This window comes from Wohlfahrtiimonas populi (assembly GCF_002006795.1).
Taxonomy (GTDB): domain Bacteria; phylum Pseudomonadota; class Gammaproteobacteria; order Cardiobacteriales; family Wohlfahrtiimonadaceae; genus Wohlfahrtiimonas; species Wohlfahrtiimonas populi.
The window spans coordinates 22069-37518 of sequence record NZ_MVDN01000016.1; the positions used below are offsets into that span (position 1 = coordinate 22069).

The 15450-nt window shown below is 39.5% G+C and carries 30 protein-coding genes and 1 pseudogene; all 31 read right to left on the reverse strand.

The window, feature by feature from the left end; translation table 11 throughout:
* Position 1 precedes the first annotated feature (1 nt).
* Positions 2-370, reverse strand: a pseudogene (locus BZK16_RS12710) (class I tRNA ligase family protein); the annotation flags it as partial.
* An 87-nt stretch (positions 371-457) separates the two neighbouring features.
* Positions 458-1393 carry a riboflavin biosynthesis protein RibF gene (gene ribF / locus BZK16_RS12715; protein ID WP_077929272.1) on the reverse strand — a complete coding sequence of 312 codons (936 nt, stop codon included), beginning with the start codon at positions 1391-1393 and terminating at the stop codon, positions 458-460.
* Positions 1394-1452: 59 nt separating this feature from the next.
* Positions 1453-1836 carry a 50S ribosomal protein L17 gene (gene rplQ, locus BZK16_RS12720; RefSeq protein ID WP_077929273.1) on the reverse strand — a complete coding sequence of 128 codons (384 nt, stop codon included), beginning with the start codon at positions 1834-1836 and terminating at the stop codon, positions 1453-1455.
* 31 nt (positions 1837-1867) lie between these two features.
* Entirely contained in the window at positions 1868-2866 is a 999-nt protein-coding gene (locus BZK16_RS12725) for a DNA-directed RNA polymerase subunit alpha (RefSeq protein ID WP_077929274.1), read from the reverse strand.
* Between the two features lie 39 nt (positions 2867-2905).
* Entirely contained in the window at positions 2906-3529 is a 624-nt protein-coding gene (gene rpsD, locus BZK16_RS12730; protein ID WP_077929275.1) for a 30S ribosomal protein S4, read from the reverse strand.
* 12 nt (positions 3530-3541) lie between these two features.
* Positions 3542-3931, reverse strand: a complete 390-nt coding sequence (gene rpsK, locus BZK16_RS12735; protein WP_077929276.1) for a 30S ribosomal protein S11 — start codon at positions 3929-3931, stop codon at positions 3542-3544.
* A gap of 19 nt (positions 3932-3950) precedes the next feature.
* Positions 3951-4307 carry a 30S ribosomal protein S13 gene (gene rpsM, locus BZK16_RS12740; RefSeq protein WP_077929277.1) on the reverse strand — a complete coding sequence of 119 codons (357 nt, stop codon included), beginning with the start codon at positions 4305-4307 and terminating at the stop codon, positions 3951-3953.
* 81 nt (positions 4308-4388) lie between these two features.
* Positions 4389-4502: a 50S ribosomal protein L36 gene (gene rpmJ / locus BZK16_RS12745; protein ID WP_077926810.1), complete on the reverse strand. Its 114-nt coding sequence runs from the start codon at positions 4500-4502 to the stop codon at positions 4389-4391.
* Positions 4503-4525: 23 nt separating this feature from the next.
* Positions 4526-5947: a preprotein translocase subunit SecY gene (gene secY / locus BZK16_RS12750; protein WP_077929278.1), complete on the reverse strand. Its 1422-nt coding sequence runs from the start codon at positions 5945-5947 to the stop codon at positions 4526-4528.
* A 9-nt stretch (positions 5948-5956) separates the two neighbouring features.
* On the reverse strand, positions 5957-6391 hold the full coding sequence (gene rplO, locus BZK16_RS12755; RefSeq protein WP_077929279.1) for a 50S ribosomal protein L15: 435 nt from the start codon (positions 6389-6391) through the stop codon (positions 5957-5959).
* A gap of 8 nt (positions 6392-6399) precedes the next feature.
* A complete protein-coding gene (gene rpmD, locus BZK16_RS12760) occupies positions 6400-6579 on the reverse strand; it encodes a 50S ribosomal protein L30 (protein ID WP_077926813.1) in 180 nt (59 codons plus the stop codon).
* 3 nt (positions 6580-6582) lie between these two features.
* The gene (rpsE, locus tag BZK16_RS12765) at positions 6583-7101 is read right to left on the reverse strand and encodes a 30S ribosomal protein S5 (RefSeq protein WP_077929280.1); all 519 of its coding nucleotides are present in this window, start codon (positions 7099-7101) and stop codon (positions 6583-6585) included.
* A gap of 13 nt (positions 7102-7114) precedes the next feature.
* Positions 7115-7471 (reverse strand): 50S ribosomal protein L18, encoded by a 357-nt coding sequence (gene rplR, locus BZK16_RS12770; RefSeq protein WP_077929281.1) that lies wholly within the window; start codon positions 7469-7471, stop codon positions 7115-7117.
* 6 nt (positions 7472-7477) lie between these two features.
* On the reverse strand, positions 7478-8014 hold the full coding sequence (rplF, locus tag BZK16_RS12775; protein ID WP_077929282.1) for a 50S ribosomal protein L6: 537 nt from the start codon (positions 8012-8014) through the stop codon (positions 7478-7480).
* Positions 8015-8024: 10 nt separating this feature from the next.
* Positions 8025-8420 (reverse strand): 30S ribosomal protein S8, encoded by a 396-nt coding sequence (rpsH, locus tag BZK16_RS12780; protein WP_077929283.1) that lies wholly within the window; start codon positions 8418-8420, stop codon positions 8025-8027.
* Between the two features lie 15 nt (positions 8421-8435).
* Positions 8436-8741: a 30S ribosomal protein S14 gene (rpsN, locus tag BZK16_RS12785; RefSeq protein ID WP_077929284.1), complete on the reverse strand. Its 306-nt coding sequence runs from the start codon at positions 8739-8741 to the stop codon at positions 8436-8438.
* Positions 8742-8752: 11 nt separating this feature from the next.
* Positions 8753-9292 carry a 50S ribosomal protein L5 gene (gene rplE / locus BZK16_RS12790; RefSeq protein ID WP_077929285.1) on the reverse strand — a complete coding sequence of 180 codons (540 nt, stop codon included), beginning with the start codon at positions 9290-9292 and terminating at the stop codon, positions 8753-8755.
* A 126-nt stretch (positions 9293-9418) separates the two neighbouring features.
* Complete coding sequence (gene rplX, locus BZK16_RS12795; RefSeq protein WP_077929286.1) at positions 9419-9760, reverse strand: 50S ribosomal protein L24; 342 nt, start codon at positions 9758-9760, stop codon at positions 9419-9421.
* Positions 9761-9769: 9 nt separating this feature from the next.
* Positions 9770-10138 (reverse strand): 50S ribosomal protein L14, encoded by a 369-nt coding sequence (rplN, locus tag BZK16_RS12800; protein WP_077926821.1) that lies wholly within the window; start codon positions 10136-10138, stop codon positions 9770-9772.
* Positions 10139-10142: 4 nt separating this feature from the next.
* Positions 10143-10409, reverse strand: coding sequence for a 30S ribosomal protein S17 (rpsQ, locus tag BZK16_RS12805; protein ID WP_077929287.1), 267 nt, complete (start codon positions 10407-10409; stop codon positions 10143-10145).
* A complete protein-coding gene (gene rpmC, locus BZK16_RS12810; protein ID WP_171973733.1) occupies positions 10409-10594 on the reverse strand; it encodes a 50S ribosomal protein L29 in 186 nt (61 codons plus the stop codon). Before rpmC ends, rpsQ begins: the two co-directional genes overlap by 1 nt.
* 25 nt (positions 10595-10619) lie before the next feature.
* On the reverse strand, positions 10620-11033 hold the full coding sequence (rplP, locus tag BZK16_RS12815) for a 50S ribosomal protein L16 (RefSeq protein ID WP_077929288.1): 414 nt from the start codon (positions 11031-11033) through the stop codon (positions 10620-10622).
* Positions 11034-11035: 2 nt separating this feature from the next.
* Positions 11036-11722: a 30S ribosomal protein S3 gene (gene rpsC, locus BZK16_RS12820; protein ID WP_077929289.1), complete on the reverse strand. Its 687-nt coding sequence runs from the start codon at positions 11720-11722 to the stop codon at positions 11036-11038.
* A gap of 11 nt (positions 11723-11733) precedes the next feature.
* Positions 11734-12060 carry a 50S ribosomal protein L22 gene (rplV, locus tag BZK16_RS12825; RefSeq protein WP_077926826.1) on the reverse strand — a complete coding sequence of 109 codons (327 nt, stop codon included), beginning with the start codon at positions 12058-12060 and terminating at the stop codon, positions 11734-11736.
* A gap of 9 nt (positions 12061-12069) precedes the next feature.
* Positions 12070-12342 carry a 30S ribosomal protein S19 gene (gene rpsS, locus BZK16_RS12830; RefSeq protein ID WP_077926827.1) on the reverse strand — a complete coding sequence of 91 codons (273 nt, stop codon included), beginning with the start codon at positions 12340-12342 and terminating at the stop codon, positions 12070-12072.
* 15 nt (positions 12343-12357) lie between these two features.
* The gene (rplB, locus tag BZK16_RS12835) at positions 12358-13182 is read right to left on the reverse strand and encodes a 50S ribosomal protein L2 (RefSeq protein ID WP_077929290.1); all 825 of its coding nucleotides are present in this window, start codon (positions 13180-13182) and stop codon (positions 12358-12360) included.
* On the reverse strand, positions 13182-13484 hold the full coding sequence (rplW, locus tag BZK16_RS12840) for a 50S ribosomal protein L23 (protein ID WP_077929291.1): 303 nt from the start codon (positions 13482-13484) through the stop codon (positions 13182-13184). Before rplW ends, rplB begins: the two co-directional genes overlap by 1 nt.
* Complete coding sequence (rplD, locus tag BZK16_RS12845; RefSeq protein ID WP_077929292.1) at positions 13481-14086, reverse strand: 50S ribosomal protein L4; 606 nt, start codon at positions 14084-14086, stop codon at positions 13481-13483. Before rplD ends, rplW begins: the two co-directional genes overlap by 4 nt.
* A gap of 3 nt (positions 14087-14089) precedes the next feature.
* Positions 14090-14728, reverse strand: a complete 639-nt coding sequence (rplC, locus tag BZK16_RS12850) for a 50S ribosomal protein L3 (RefSeq protein WP_077929293.1) — start codon at positions 14726-14728, stop codon at positions 14090-14092.
* A gap of 74 nt (positions 14729-14802) precedes the next feature.
* Positions 14803-15114, reverse strand: coding sequence for a 30S ribosomal protein S10 (rpsJ, locus tag BZK16_RS12855; RefSeq protein ID WP_077926832.1), 312 nt, complete (start codon positions 15112-15114; stop codon positions 14803-14805).
* 56 nt (positions 15115-15170) lie between these two features.
* On the reverse strand, positions 15171-15450 hold a 280-nt coding region (locus BZK16_RS12860; RefSeq protein ID WP_456300701.1), incomplete at its 5' end, for an EF-Tu C-terminal domain-related protein.

Below are 15450 nucleotides of genomic sequence, written 5' to 3' on the forward strand. Positions count from 1 at the left end.
CATCGCGTTGTAAATCAACTTGTGTTGCAGCGAAATCAGCACATTCTTGACGGAACTGTTCTGCCGTCATATCAGGACCAACTTTGCCAAATTTGCGCTCAACCACTAATTCAATTGGCAAGCCATGACAGTCCCAACCAGGAACATAAGGAGAATCATAACCCATTTGGCTGTGAGATTTAACAATGATGTCTTTCAAAGTCTTATTCACAAAGTGACCTAAGTGCAATGCACCGTTTGCATATGGAGGGCCATCATGCAATACGAATTTTGGTTTACCTGCGAATTGTTTTCTTTGTTTTGCGTATAAATCAATAGATTCCCAAAACTCAACAAACTTTGGCTCTTTAGTCGGCAAGTTTGCACGCATATCAAAATTAGTTGTCGGAAGATTCAGCGAATCCTTATATGTATGATTACCATTGTCTTGAGATTTATCTTTACTCACAGTCTGTACCTATTCTGAATAGTCTTTAAAAAACGAATAAGAGTCCGTTATATCATGCTCAATTTGCTTTCGCAAATCATCGAGTGTATCAAACTTAATTTCGTCTCTCATTTTATTAATAAAAGAAATTTTGAAGAATTGACCATATAGATCTTCATTGGTGTCATGAAGATGAACTTCAAGAACAACGCTTGTTCCGCCAATCGTTGGACGGAAACCAATACTTGCGGCACCTGTATATTTTTTGCCCGTGCATAAATTCTCAGCTGTTGCGTTATAAATACCAATCAACGGAAAATCGTGCTGCAAATGAATATTGATCGTTGGCATTCCCCAAGTGCGTGCCAATTGATTACCAGGCACTACTTTGCCAATCAAACTATAATCACGACCTAAAAATTCTTTAGCTGCAGGCAAATTACTATCTGCTAAGTATTCACGAATTTTTGTAGATGACACACGAATATCATTGCGTGTTAGATCATCAATGGCAGAAAAATGATATCTGTCTTTTAATACCTCTGCTAAAAATTCAATATTCCCTTGAGCTTTATGGCCGAATTTAAAATCCTTGCCAACAAACAGTGCTTTCATTTGTAAATGATCAATTAAAATATCATCCAAGAAGCTATCTGCTGTGATGGTTGCCATCGCTTTAGAGAATGGGATCAATATAATTTCATCCACTAAATCATTTTTCTTCAAAAACTCTGCCTTATCCCTTAATGACATTAAGCGATGTGATATGCCTTTTTTAAAATATTCAGGAGGAAGTGGGCTAAAGGTTACAAGTGTGCGTTGTAAGTTATGAGCTTTAGAGTATTGATTCAATTCTGAAAGAATTTTCTGATGCCCAATGTGGATACCATCAAATGAACCAATAGTGATTGCACGACCATCAAAATGTGATGGCAATGAAGAGAGATTTAGATGTGTAAAATACATATTTCACCAAATAATAAAAAGGCCGGATGAACCGGCCTATTCTATCAATTTTAAAACAATTACTCAGCTTTATCTGCTGGTGCTGTTGCGCGATCAACTAGCTCTACATAAGCCATTGGCGCGTTGTCACCTGCACGGTTACCACACTTAAGAATTCTTAAGTAACCGCCTGGGCGTTGTTGCATACGAGGTGCAATTTCAGTGAACAATTTTGCAACTGCTGCATCTGAACGCAAACGTGCGAATGCTAAACGACGGTTAGCAACTGAGTCAACTTTTGCCAAAGTAATTAAAGGCTCAACAACTGATCTTAATTCTTTAGCTTTTGGTAATGTTGTTTTAATTAATTCATGCTCAATCATAGAAACAGCCATGTTTTTGAACATTGCTTTTCTATGCGCTGATGTGCGACTAAAGGCACGACCTGATTTACGATGACGCATTAGAATAATTCCTTAAAAATTTGTAACTTAATTATGCTGGCGGCTTGCTTACATCTAAATGTAAAGGTGGCCAGTTATCCAGTTTAGTACCCAAAGACAAACCATGTTGTGCAAGAACGTCTTTAATTTCAGTCAAAGATTTCTTACCCAAGTTTGGAGTTTTCAATAACTCAACTTCAGTCTTCTGGATTAGCTCACCAATATAGTACAAGCTTTCTGCTTTTAAACAGTTTGCTGAACGCACAGTTAACTCAAGATCATCTACTGAACGCAATAAGATCGGATCGATTTCGCACACTGGCTCTTCTTTCTCTTCTACTACATCAGGTTTTGATTTCAGATCAACAAATACTGCTAATTGTTCATGCAAAATTGTTGCTGCAGCACGAATTGCTTTCTCTGGATCTAAACTACCATTGGTTTCAAGATTAATAACCAAGCGATCTAAGTTTGTTCTTTGTTCAACACGAGCAGTGTCTACTTTGTAGCTAACAGTTCTCACTGGGCTAAAAGATGCATCGATCTTGAAATTGCCAATTTTCTGTGTCGCGTCTGTTGCTAATTCGCGTGCACCTACTGGTTGATAACCACGACCACTTTCAACTTTTAAGCGAAGCTTCAAAGAGCCTTGAGCTGTCAAGTTAGCGATTACATAATCTGGATTAAAAATTTCCACATTATGAGGAACCACTAAATCTTTAGCCGTCACCGGACCTTCACCAGATTTCTCTAGTGTTAAGTATGCTTCATCAGCATCGTGAAGTGATAAAGAAATTCCTTTAAGATTCAAAAGAAGATCTATTACGTCTTCATACATCCCAGGTACCGCTGTGTACTCTTTTTGAACGCCTTCAATTTCACATTCAGTGATTGCCGCACCCGGCATTGAAGACAAAAGAATACGACGCAAAGCGTTACCCAGAGTATGGCCAAAGCCACGCTCTAAAGGCTCGAGCGAGACTTCAGAACGTGTAGGACTAATTGTTTTTATATCAACAATCTTTGGCGTTAATAATTCATGTACAGCCATAATAAATATTCACCTAGATATTAACGTTAATCAATAATATTACTTAGAATACAATTCAACTACTAGTGATTCATTAATGTCTGCTGGTAAGTCGCTACGATCAGGGATACGCTTGTATGTACCTTCCATTTTAGAAGGTTCGATAGCTAACCAATCAACAAAACCGTTGCTCTCAGCCAATTGCATAGCGTATTTAATACGCGTTTGCTGTTTTGCTTTTTCTGTTACAGAAATAACATCTTCTGCTTTCAATTGGTATGAAGGAATGTTAACTGATTTACCATTCACTAATACCGCTCTATGAGAAACTAATTGTCTAGCTTCTGCACGAGTTACTGCAAAACCCATACGATAAACTACATTATCTAAACGGCTTTCTAAGATTTGCAACAAGTTTTCACCTGTAGAACCTTTACGACGTGCAGCTTCTGCGTAGTAAGATCTAAATTGCTTCTCTAACACACCATAGATGCGACGTAATTTTTGTTTTTCACGAAGCTGTTCACCATAAACTGATAACTTCTTAGGACGAGCACCATGTTGACCAGGGGCTTTATCGTGAAGTTTAGTTTTTGATTCAAAAGGACGAGCTGGTGATTTTAAGAAAAGATCAGTACCTTCTCTTCTTTCTAATTTACATTTAGGTCCGATATAACGTGCCATTTAATACTCCAATTATACTCTACGTTTCTTAGGTGGACGACAACCATTATGAGGAATTGGTGTTACGTCAACGATAGATGTGATTTTGTACCCTAAAGCATTCAATGCACGTACCGCAGATTCACGACCTGGGCCTGGACCATTAACTTCTACGTCAAGATTTTTCAAACCATACTCTTTAGCTGTAGCACCTGCTCTTTCTGCTGCAACCTGTGCTGCGAAAGGAGTAGATTTTCTAGAGCCACGGAAACCAGAACCACCAGATGTAGCCCAAGATAACGCGTTACCTTGACGATCTGTAATAGTTACGATTGTATTATTGAACGATGCATGTATGTGTGCGACACCGTCTACAACAGTTCTTCTAACACGCTTACGTGTTTTTACTGAAGGTTTTGCCATCACTAATTCCTATAAATTTTTATTTCTTAACTAAACGTCTTGGGCCTTTACGAGTGCGAGCATTCGTTTTGGTGCGTTGTCCGCGTACAGGTAAACCACGACGATGTCTGATACCACGGTAACAACCAAGATCCATTAGTCTTTTAATACTCATTGACACTTCACGACGAAGGTCACCCTCTACTACGTATTGCGCTACTTGCGCACGTAGTGCTTCAACTTGATCTTCAGTCAACTCATTAACTTTAGTTGTTGGATCAACCTGTGCATTTTGACAAATTGCTTTTGCGCGCGTGGCACCGATGCCATAAATGGACTGCAAAGCAATAATAACATGTTTTTTGAGCGGTAAGTTTACACCTGCTATACGTGCCATATGTTATGAAACTCCGAAATTTTTTGTTTTATGACCAAGGGGTGGAATTCTATACTGTTTTTCAGAATTCCACAAATTTAATTATCCTTGACGTTGCTTATGACGTCCATCTTCACAGATAACTCTAATAACACCATGGCGTTTAATGATTTTGCATTTTCTGCAAATTCTTTTTACTGATGCTCTAACTTTCATAAAAACTCCTAATCGAGAATATTTTAGATTGATGGCGGCTTGCCATTTAAAGCATTGCTAATATTGGTTTTTTTCATCAATGATGAGTATTGTTGAGACACCAACTGAGCTTGAACTTGAGCAATTAAGTCCATGACAACTACAACCGCAATCAGAATAGAAGTACCACCAAAATAACTTGGGAAGTTAAAAATTGCGCCTAACATATCTGGCAATAAACAGATAGCTGTAATATACAACGCACCCCAAAGTGTAATTCTAGTTAATACTTTATCAAAAAACTGAGAAGTTTGAATTCCTGGGCGAATGCCTGGAATGAAACCACCAGAACGCTTCAAGTTTTCAGCTGTTTCTTTTGAATTAAACTGAATTGCAGTATAAAAGAAGCAGAAGAAAATAATTAAAGCAGCAAATAAAATCATATAAGCTGGTTGACCTGGTGTGAAATACTTAACACCATAGTTGCCTATTTTTTGGAAGAATTGACTTGCAAAAAACGAAAACTTTTGTAAACCAGACATAGGACCATCAACAACCTGTACTTCAATCTTAGCCAGTGCTGCTGAAATTGTGTAAACGAAAGACAAGAATGCCGAGCCGAAAATTGCTGGAATTACACCTGCCATATTCAATTTTAATGGAAGATGTGTTGTTTGCCCACCAATTGACATTTGGCGCCCTTGTTGTTTTCTTGCATAATTGATCGTAATACGGCGTTGGCCACGTTCAATAAATACAACCAACAACACAATCGCCATAACAAATAAAATTACAAACACAACTTTCAAATAAGCGAGCGTTGTACCTTCAGTACGTGCAGTATCAAATAATGCACTCACACCTGTTGGCATACCCATCAAGATGCTAGCAAAGATAATCATAGAGATACCATTACCTACGCCTCTTTCAGAGATTTGTTCGCCCAACCACATTAAGAAAATCGTACCTGTAATCCAAGTAATTACAGCCAATAAGACAAAGTTAAAAGCAGGAATCATAACGATATTAGCGTTAAATCCTAATGAGCCATTAACGATACCAAATGCATATGCCGTACCTTGCGCTGCAGCAAAAACAATAGTGAGATAACGCGTATATTGCGTTATCTTACGACGCCCTGCTTGGCCTTCTTTTTTAATTTGTTCAAGTGGTGGGTATACCACACTCAACATCTGAATAACAATAGATGCTGTGATGTATGGCATAACCCCTAGCATAAAAATCGACATCCTTTCAAATGCGCCGCCTGAAAACAGGTTCATCATCGCACTTAAACCTTGGCCTTCACCTGGTTGTGTCATTTGATCCATCAATAATGGAACATTGATCCCAGGGACTGTGATATGCACACCTAAACGGTACACAATCAAAGCCAACATCAAAAATAAAAAACGAGATTTTAATTCTGATAAATTGCCAAGCTGAGGAAGTTGATTATTTTTCATACTATATCTTTACTCGTTGATTGTTCCACCTGCCGCCAAGATAGCTTCCTTAGCACCTTTTGTAACCGCTAAACCATTAATAGTTACCGCACGGTCAATTGTACCTGAAAGAACAATTTTAGCTCTTTCAAATTTACCAGCAATTACGTTTGATGATTTCAACGCGATCAAGTCAATCTCAGTACCTTGTACTTTTGCCAATGCAGACAAAGGAACTTCAGCGGTTTTCAATGAGATTTGAGAAACGAAGCCAACTTTTGGAAGACGACGTTGTAAAGGCATCTGACCGCCTTCAAAACCAACTTTATGGTAACCGCCTGAGCGTGAATGCTGACCTTTGTGACCACGACCAGCTGTTTTACCTAAGCCAGAACCAATACCACGTCCAAGACGCTTCTTAGCTTTACGGCTGCCTTCTGTACTAGTTAAAGTGTTTAAATGCATTATTTCACCTATTTCTCAGAAACTTTCAATAAATAGGACACTTTATTAATCATCCCTCTGTTTTCTGGCGTATCTTGAACTTCAACAGTATGATTAATTTTTCTTAATCCTAAACCACGCACACAATCTTTATGTGATTGTAGACGACCATTGGTACTTTTAACCAAAGTAACAGTAATAGTACTCATGAATTACTCCTTAATGTCTTCAACTGAAAGACCACGCTTAGCAGCGATATCTTCAGGTGATTTCATAGAGCATAATCCTTCGATAGTTGCGCGAACAACGTTGATAGGATTACGTGAATTTTGGCATTTAGCCAAAACATCTTTAACACCAGCAACTTCAAATACAGCACGCATTGCACCACCAGCGATAACGCCAGTACCTTCTGAAGCAGGCTGCATATAAACACGCGCTGCGCCATGAATACCAGTTACTGGGTATTGTAATGTACCGTTTGTTAAAGCAACTTCTTTGATGCTCTTACGAGCTTGCTCTACTGACTTCTGGATCGCCAAAGGAACTTCTTTAGCTTTACCGTATCCAAAACCTACGCGGCCATTACCATCACCCACTACTGTCAAAGCAGCAAATGCGAATTGACGACCACCTTTAACTGTTTTAGATACACGATTTACTGCAACAAGCTTTTCTTGAAAAGCATCTGCTTGTGCTGCAACATTTGTATTTTCTGATTTCTTTGCCATATCAAATCCCTAATTAGAATTGTAAGCCAGCTTCACGAGCTGAATCTGCCAATGCTTTAATGCGTCCGTGGTATTGGAAACCTGCACGATCAAAAGCAACAGATGTAATATTTGCTTTCAATGCACGTTCTGCAACTACTTTACCAACTACTGTAGCCGCATCCACATTTCCACCGTTTTGGATTTGAGCGCGAACTTCTTTATCTAAAGTTGATGCCGCCGCCAAAATAGTTTTGCCGCATGGAGAAATTACTTGAGCATAGATATGACGAGGCGTTCTGAAAATAGTCAAACGTGTCGCGCCGATTTCTCTAATTTTTGCTCTAGCCTTACGACTACGACGTAGTCTAGCTTCTTTTTTTACGTTCATAATCACCTACTTTTTCTTAACTTCTTTCAATGAAACAACTTCATCAGCATAACGTACACCCTTACCTTTATAAGGCTCTGGTGGTCTATAAGCACGTACTTTTGCTGCCACTTCGCCAACTGCTTGTTTATCAACACCACGGATGATAATTTCAGTTTGTGAAGGAGTTTCACAAGTTACACCTTCAGGCATTGCATGAACGACTGGGTGAGAAAAACCTAATGTAAGATTCAATGCAGAACCTTGAGCTTGCGCACGATAACCAACGCCAACCAAAAGTAATTTCTTTTCGAAACCAGCTGAAACACCAATCAACATATTGTTAACCAATGAACGCATAGTACCCGCCAAAGCGTAGTTACCTTTAGTTTGATCTAAATCAGGAACGATTACTAAGTTACCGTCTTCTTGTTTAATGCCAACTGCTGAATGCAATTGTAATTCACTTGAGCCTTTAGCGCCCTTAACTTTCACCAAGTTACCTGTGATAGATACTTCAACACCAGCAGGAATTGGAATAATTTTCTTTGCTACACGAGACATTTCCTACTCCTTATGCTACGAAACAAATTACTTCACCACCTAAGGACATAGCTCTTGCTTTACGATCTGTCATCAAACCTTTAGATGTCGAGATGATCGCAATACCTAAGCCACCCAATACAGATGGAAGTTGATCTTTACTTCTGTAGATACGAAGGCTAGGACGGCTTACGCGATCCAAAGTCTCGATTACAGCTTTACCTTGGTAGTATTTCAATGTAATAGATAAAGTCTTTTTAGCGCCTTCAGCTGTTACGTCAAAACTTGAAATATAACCTTCGTCTTTTAATACTTTTGCAAGTGCTTCTTTCTTTGTAGAAGAAGGCATTGCTACAGTTTCTTTTTGTGCAGATTGTGCGTTACGAATTCTCGTTAACATATCTGCAATTGGATCATGCATACTCATGAATTATCTCCTCAATTACCAACTTGCTTTACGTAAGCCTGGGATGTCACCGCGCATAGTAATTTCGCGCAATTTGTTACGACCCAAACCAAATTTGCTGTACACACCATGTGGACGACCAGTGATCGAACAACGTGAGTGTTTACGTGAAGCAGAAGAGTCACGAGGCATTTTTTGCAAAGCAATAACAGCTGCTTGTTTTTCTTCAAAACTTACAGTTTCGCTTTTAATAATAGCTTTTAAGTTATTACGCTTAGCTTGTAATCTTTCAACCAATTTTGCTCTTTTGAGCTCACGATTGACCATTGATTTTTTTGCCATAATATTACCTATTAATTACGGAATGGGAAACCGAATGCAGCGATAAGTGCTTTCGCTTCTGCATCAGTTTTTGCAGTTGTCGTAAAGTTAATGTCCATACCACGCATAGAGTCAACTTTCTCATAATCAATTTCAGGGAAAATGATTTGCTCTTTGATACCGAAGCTATAGTTACCACGACCATCAAATGAACGACCATTGATACCACGGAAGTCACGTACACGTGGCAACGAGATATTGATCAAACGATCTAAGAACTCATACATGTGAGCACGACGTAAAGTCACTTTACAACCTACAGGCCAACCATCACGGATTTTAAAACCAGCGATTGATTTTTTTGACAATGTTACGACTGGTTTTTGACCAGCGATAGCAGTCATGTCAGCCACAGCAAAATCCATTACTTTTTTATCAGCAACAGCTTCACCAACACCCATATTCAAGGTAATTTTAGTGATTTTTGGTACTTCCATTGGATTTTTATATCCAAATTGTTCCATTAATTTTGGAACAACTACATCACTGTAGTATTGATTTAATCTTGTCATAAATTAATCCTAGCCAAACGGATATATTGAAGAAATGCATCCTATTCAGCGACTGTTAAAACAAACACTCTCATAGACATACATCTATGAGAGTAGAGCACAATACAATAACAGAAAAACTAGGGATTAGCCAATTTTTTTGTTAGTTGATTTAAAAAATCTTTCTCTTGTGAAAGTATTTTTACCGTTTGCATCTGTTGTAGCAGTTACTTCGATACGAACACGATCACCTTTCTTAGTTTCTGGATTGAAGATCATAACGTTAGAAATGTGGATTGTTGCTTCCTGTTCTACGCGACCACCTTCGATACCACGTTGTGGGTTTGGCTTAACATGCTTAACTTTTTTGTTAACACCCGCAACTAAAACTCTTGAGCCGTCTTTAGTAATTGAAACGATATGACCAGTTTTACCTTTGTCATTACCAGCAATTACTACAACTTCATCACCTTTACGTAATTTATTCATGCTATCACCTTAAATTACTTCTGGAGCTAAAGAAATGATCTTCATGAAACGATCACCACGAAGCTCGCGAGTTACTGGTCCAAAAATACGTGTACCAATTGGTTCAAATTTTGAGTTCAACAATACTGCTGCGTTGCCATCAAATTTTACCAATGAACCGTCATCACGGCGTACGCCTTTACGTGTTCTAACAACTAATGCGTTGTAGATTTCACCTTTCTTCGCACGGCCACGTGGAATAGCATCTTTAACAGATACCTTGATGATGTCACCAACACCAGCATAACGACGATGTGAACCGCCTAAAACTTTGATACACATCAAGCGCTTTGCACCTGAGTTATCAGCAACTTCAAGCATAGATTGAGTTTGAATCATTTCACTAACCTCTTGCTTCTTCGATCACTTTAACCAAAGTCCAAGATTTCAACTTAGACATTGGACGTGATTGTTTAATTTCAACTAAATCACCCGCTTTACAGATGTTATTTTCATCATGCGCGTGAAACTTTGTAGAACGCTTAATGTATTTACCGTAGATTGGGTGCTTTACTAAACGCTCAACCAATACTGTAATTGTTTTGTCCATCTTATCAGATGAAACGCGACCAACTACTGTACGCTCAACTTTTTGTTTAACTTCAGACATTATTCACCTGCCTTTTGTGCCAAAACTGTGTTGATTTGAGCAATTTGCTTACGAGTTGCTTTGAACTGGTGTGGTTTTTCCAACTGGCCAGTTGCTTTTTGCATACGTAAGTTAAATTGTGCTTTACGTAATTCTAAACGCTCAGCTTTTAACTCTTCAACGCTCTTAGCAGATAATGTTTCCATAAAATTATTACTCATAATCATCACCTTAAAGTACTGTTCTAGCAACAAACGTTGTCTGAACAGATAATTTAGCAGCCGCTAAACGGAATGCTTCACGTGCTACTTCTTCAGCAACACCTTCGATTTCGTATAACATTCTGCCTGGTTGAACTTTAGCTACCCAATATTCAACGTTACCTTTACCACTACCCATACGAACTTCTAATGGTTTGTTAGTGATTGGCACATCTGGGAAAACACGGATATAAACTTTACCACCACGACGAACGTAACGGTTGATCGCACGACGCGCAGATTCGATCTGACGCGCTGTAATACGACCACGTGTTGTAGCTTTCAAGCCAAATTCACCAAAGCTTACTTGATTACCAGCAAGTGCGTTACCGCGGTTGCGGCCTTTACGCATTTTTCTAAATTTTGTACGTTTAGGCTGTAACATAATTATTCACCTCTCTTTTTAGAGCGACGACCTTTCTCTGGTTGCTCATCAGCTTTTTGATAGTCGAATACTTCACCCTTATAGATCCAAACTTTGATACCTAGGATACCGTAAGTAGTTAAAGCTTCAGCTGTACCATAGTCGATGTTCGCACGTAACGTATGTAATGGCACACGGCCTTCACGATACCATTCCATACGAGCAATTTCTGCACCATTCAAACGACCAGAAACGTTAACACGGATGCCTTCCGCGCCTACTTTCATAGTGTTAGTCACAGCACGCTTCATTGCACGACGGAACATTACACGACGTTCTAATTGCTGTGCAATACCTTCAGCAACCAAATAAGCATCTAATTCAGGCTTTTTGATTTCTTCGATAGCTACGTGTACAGGGCAACCCATAATTTTAGTTAGCTTTGTACGTAATTTCTCGATATCCTCACCTTTCTTACCAATCACAATGCCAGGACGAGCTGTAAAGATCGTTACTTGTGCTGATTTGCTTGGACGAGTGATTTGGATTTTAGAAACTGCAGCGCTTGCTAATTCTTTACGAAGAAATTCACGAGCTCTGAAATCTGCTTCGATAAACTCAGGAAATTCTTTACTATTTGCATACCAACGTGAATTCCAATCTTTAGAGATACCTAAACGAATTCCGGTTGGATTAACTTTTTGACCCATTATAGTCTCCCTTATTCTGCTACTGTGATCGCAACATGGCTTGTGCGCTTAAGGATGCGGCTACCGCGACCTTTTGCACGTGCTCTCATGCGCTTAAGAACAGGACCAGCGTCAACCATAACTGCTTGTACTTTCAAGCCGTCGATGTCTAATGCTTGATTATTTTCTGCATTAGCAATCGCTGAGTTCAACACTTTCTTCATGATGTCAGCTGCTTTCTTATCGCTGAATTCCAATAGAGCTAATGCACGCTCAACTGGTAAACCACGAATTTGATCAGCAACTAAGCGCGCTTTCTGAGGAGAGATACGCGCAAATTTTAATGTAGCTGTTTGCATAATAAACTCCTATCGCGCTTTTTTGTCTGCAACGTGACCACGATAAGTACGAGTAAGAGCAAACTCACCCAACTTATGACCGATCATGTTTTCAGTAATTAAAATCGGAACATGCACTTTACCGTTGTGCACTGCAATTGTTAGACCAATCATTTCAGGAAGGATCATTGAACGGCGTGACCAAGTTTTGATTGGCTTGCGGCTTTTAGAAGCAATAGCTTCTTCAACTTTCTTCATTAAGTGATGATCGATAAATGGGCCTTTCTTAATAGAACGTGGCATAAATTATCCTTTATCTTACTTATTACGATGACGAACAATAAACTTATCAGTGCGCTTATTGCTTCTTGTTTTATAACCTTTAGTTGGTACACCCCATGGAGTAACAGGATGACGACCACCTTTACTACGGCCTTCACCACCACCATGAGGGTGATCTACTGGGTTCATACACGCACCGCGAACTGTAGGACGAACGCCTAACCAGCGTTTTGCACCAGCTTTACCCAATACGCGTAAGCTGTGTTCGCCGTTAGATACTTCACCTAAAGTTGCTTTACAGTCAACGTGAACGCGACGCATTTCGCCAGAGCGTAAACGCAATGTTACGAATTGACCTTCACGAGCAACTAACTGAACGCCTGCACCAGCTGAACGAGCCAACTGAGCACCTTTACCTTCTTTCAATTCGATACAATGAATTGTAGAACCTACTGGAATATTACGAAGAGGTAATGCGTTACCAGGTTTAATTGGCGCACCAGAACCTGACAACAATACTGTACCTTCGCTCACACCTTTAGGAGCGATGATATAGCGACGCTCACCATCTGCATAACATAACAATGCGATATGCGCAGTACGGTTAGGATCGTATTCGATACGCTCAACACGTGCTGGGATATTATCCTTATCACGCTTGAAATCAACGATACGATAGTGTTGCTTGTGACCACCACCAATGTGACGAGTTGTGATACGACCATTATTGTTACGACCGCCAGTTCTTGACTTGCTGTCTAACAATGGAGCGTATGGAGCGCCTTTATGCAAACCAGGCGTCACAATTTTAATCATATTGCGACGACCAGCTGATGTTGGCTTAGTCTTAACAATTGCCATTATGCACCACCTACAAAATCAATAGTTTGTCCATCAGCCAAAGTAACGTATGCTTTTTTCCAATCTTGTCTTTGACCAACAAAACGACCTAAACGTTTTTGTTTGCCATTTTGAATTGCAACAGTTACAGCGCTAACTTTAACGTTAAAGCTTAATTCTACTGCTTGTTTAATTTCAAGCTTAGTAGCATCTTTCAATACTTTGAAGCAGACTTGGCCAGCTGATTCTTCTAAACGAGCTGTTTTTTCTGACGCGTGAGGCGCAAGAATAATCTGCATTAAACGTTCTTCTTTCATACTCATGCTAACCACTCCGCTACAGATGTTAATGCTTCTTGAGTCATAACAACTTTTTCAAATTGGATTAGGCTTACTGGATCAATACCTGCCGCATCGATAACTTGAACATATGGCAAGTTACGAGTTGCTAAGTATAAAGGCAAGTCAATCGCTTGAGTTACTAACAATGCGTTGTTACCTACATTTAAATCCTGAAGCATTTTTAAAGCTGCTTTAGTTTTTGACTCAGCTAATTCAATTTTGTCTACAACAACCAAACGATCTTGTCTGATTAATTCAGAGAAAATTGATGCAATAGCTGCACGATACATTTTCTTGTTAACTTTTTGTTCCCAGTTTTGTGGTTTAGCAGCAAATGTTACGCCACCAGAACGCCAAATTGGGCTGCGTGAAGAACCAGCACGTGCACGACCTGTACCTTTTTGTCTCCATGGCTTAATTCCGCCACCAGCAACTTCAGCACGCGTTTTTTGAGCACGAGTACCAGCACGACCTGCTGCTTGATACGCTACAACTACTTGATGAACAAGAGTTTCATTGAATTCACGAGCAAAGATTGAATCTTCTACTGCAATCGTTGAACCATTTTTAATATTTAATTCCATTGATTACCCCTTTGCCTTAACTGAAGGTTTGATAATCACGTTACCGCCTTTAGCTCCAGGTACTGCACCTTTAACTAAAACGATATTTCTTTCAGCATCAATACGTACGATTTCTAAGTTCAATGCTGTACGCTTAACGGCACCCATGTGACCTGTCATTTTCTTACCTTTGAAAACACGACCAGGATCTTGACATTGCCCGATAGAACCAGGAACACGATGTGATAATGAGTTACCGTGAGAATTTCTTTGACCAGCAAAGTTCCAACGTTTAATAGTACCAGCGAAACCTTTACCTTGGCTCGTACCGCTTACGTCAACTTTCTGACCTTCTTCAAACACTGAAGTTGTGATTTCTTGTCCAAGTGCATATTCTGCTACGTCTTCAACGCGGAATTCCCACAAACCACGACCAGCTTCCACTTTTGCTTTAGCAAAGTGACCAGCTGCTGCTTTATTTACACGGCTTGCTTTTCTTACACCTGTTGTTACTTGAACAGAAGTATAACCATCTACTTGACTGTTTTTAACTTGAGTTACTCTGTTAGGAGAAACTTCTAAAACAGTTACAGCGATGGATTCACCACTTTCAGTAAATACGCGAGTCATCCCCGCTTTACGTCCTACTAATCCAATTGCCATTTTAAAACCTCAATATAGATAAATTACGAGAGGAAGGTTGGCCACCTTCTTCGCCCTAGTCGATTAAATCAGGATTAACCCAATTTAATCTGAACATCAACACCTGCTGCTAAGTCTAGCTTCATCAAAGCATCAACTGTTTTTTCAGTAGGATTAATGATATCCATCAAACGCTTGTGCGTTTTTAACTCATACTGATCACGCGCATCTTTGTTTACGTGCGGAGAGATCAATACTGTGAAACGCTCAGTTTTTACAGGCAATGGGATTGGACCCTTGATTTGCGCGCCTGTACGCTTAGCTGTTTCAACAATTTCTTTAGCTGATTGATCGATTAAACGATGATCAAAAGCTTTTAAACGAATACGAATTTTTTGATTGGTCATTTTTATTTCTCAAAACGATGCGCCCTAGCAGAGCGCATACTAATTAAATTGATCTATTACGCAATAATTTTAGCTACAACGCCAGCACCAACAGTACGGCCACCTTCGCGGATTGCGAAACGTAAACCTTCATCCATTGCGATTGGGTTGATCAACTCAACTACCATCTTGATGTTATCACCAGGCATAACCATTTCTACGCCTTCTGGTAATTCTACAGCACCAGTTACGTCAGTTGTACGGAAGTAGAACTGTGGACGGTAACCTTTGAAGAATGGAGTATGACGACCGCCTTCATCTTTAGACAATACGTATACTTCAGCTTCGAATTTAGTA

Coding starts and splice junctions, on each gene's coding strand:
- rplD (WP_077929292.1), bottom strand. CDS start 14,086: ATGGAATTAAATATTAAAAATGGTTCAACGATTGCAGTAGAAGATTCA.
- rplF (WP_077929282.1), bottom strand. CDS start 8,014: ATGTCTCGTGTAGCAAAGAAAATTATTCCAATTCCTGCTGGTGTTGAA.
- rpsS (WP_077926827.1), bottom strand. CDS start 12,342: ATGCCACGTTCTATTAAGAAAGGCCCATTTATCGATCATCACTTAATG.
- rpsH (WP_077929283.1), bottom strand. CDS start 8,420: ATGAGTATGCATGATCCAATTGCAGATATGTTAACGAGAATTCGTAAC.
- BZK16_RS12725 (WP_077929274.1), bottom strand. CDS start 2,866: ATGGCTGTACATGAATTATTAACGCCAAAGATTGTTGATATAAAAACA.
- rpsK (WP_077929276.1), bottom strand. CDS start 3,931: ATGGCAAAACCTTCAGTAAAAACACGTAAGCGTGTTAGAAGAACTGTT.
- rpsE (WP_077929280.1), bottom strand. CDS start 7,101: ATGGCAAAGAAATCAGAAAATACAAATGTTGCAGCACAAGCAGATGCT.
- rpmD (WP_077926813.1), bottom strand. CDS start 6,579: ATGAGTACTATTACTGTTACTTTGGTTAAAAGTACCAATGGTCGTCTA.
- rpsC (WP_077929289.1), bottom strand. CDS start 11,722: ATGGGTCAAAAAGTTAATCCAACCGGAATTCGTTTAGGTATCTCTAAA.
- rplV (WP_077926826.1), bottom strand. CDS start 12,060: ATGCAAACAGCTACATTAAAATTTGCGCGTATCTCTCCTCAGAAAGCG.
- rplC (WP_077929293.1), bottom strand. CDS start 14,728: ATGGCAATTGGATTAGTAGGACGTAAAGCGGGGATGACTCGCGTATTT.
- rpsQ (WP_077929287.1), bottom strand. CDS start 10,409: ATGTCTGAAGTTAAACAAAAAGTTGAGCGTACAGTAGTTGGTCGCGTT.
- rplP (WP_077929288.1), bottom strand. CDS start 11,033: ATGTTACAGCCTAAACGTACAAAATTTAGAAAAATGCGTAAAGGCCGC.
- rplB (WP_077929290.1), bottom strand. CDS start 13,182: ATGGCAATTGTTAAGACTAAGCCAACATCAGCTGGTCGTCGCAATATG.
- rplE (WP_077929285.1), bottom strand. CDS start 9,292: ATGACAAGATTAAATCAATACTACAGTGATGTAGTTGTTCCAAAATTA.
- rplN (WP_077926821.1), bottom strand. CDS start 10,138: ATGATTCAAACTCAATCTATGCTTGAAGTTGCTGATAACTCAGGTGCA.
- ribF (WP_077929272.1), bottom strand. CDS start 1,393: ATGTATTTTACACATCTAAATCTCTCTTCATTGCCATCACATTTTGAT.
- rpsN (WP_077929284.1), bottom strand. CDS start 8,741: ATGGCAAAAAAATCAATGGTCAATCGTGAGCTCAAAAGAGCAAAATTG.
- rplR (WP_077929281.1), bottom strand. CDS start 7,471: ATGAACGTAAAAAAAGAAGCTAGACTACGTCGTAGTCGTAAGGCTAGA.
- rpsD (WP_077929275.1), bottom strand. CDS start 3,529: ATGGCACGTTATATCGGACCTAAATGTAAATTAGAAAGAAGAGAAGGT.
- rpmC (WP_171973733.1), bottom strand. CDS start 10,594: ATGGAAACATTATCTGCTAAGAGCGTTGAAGAGTTAAAAGCTGAGCGT.
- rpsM (WP_077929277.1), bottom strand. CDS start 4,307: ATGGCACGTATAGCAGGTGTAAACTTACCGCTCAAAAAACATGTTATT.
- rpsJ (WP_077926832.1), bottom strand. CDS start 15,114: ATGACCAATCAAAAAATTCGTATTCGTTTAAAAGCTTTTGATCATCGT.
- rplX (WP_077929286.1), bottom strand. CDS start 9,760: ATGAATAAATTACGTAAAGGTGATGAAGTTGTAGTAATTGCTGGTAAT.
- rplQ (WP_077929273.1), bottom strand. CDS start 1,836: ATGCGTCATCGTAAATCAGGTCGTGCCTTTAGTCGCACATCAGCGCAT.
- rpmJ (WP_077926810.1), bottom strand. CDS start 4,502: ATGAAAGTTAGAGCATCAGTAAAAAGAATTTGCAGAAAATGCAAAATC.
- rplO (WP_077929279.1), bottom strand. CDS start 6,391: ATGCATTTAAACACTTTAACTAGTACAGAAGGCAGCCGTAAAGCTAAG.
- secY (WP_077929278.1), bottom strand. CDS start 5,947: ATGAAAAATAATCAACTTCCTCAGCTTGGCAATTTATCAGAATTAAAA.
- rplW (WP_077929291.1), bottom strand. CDS start 13,484: ATGAGTATGAAAGAAGAACGTTTAATGCAGATTATTCTTGCGCCTCAC.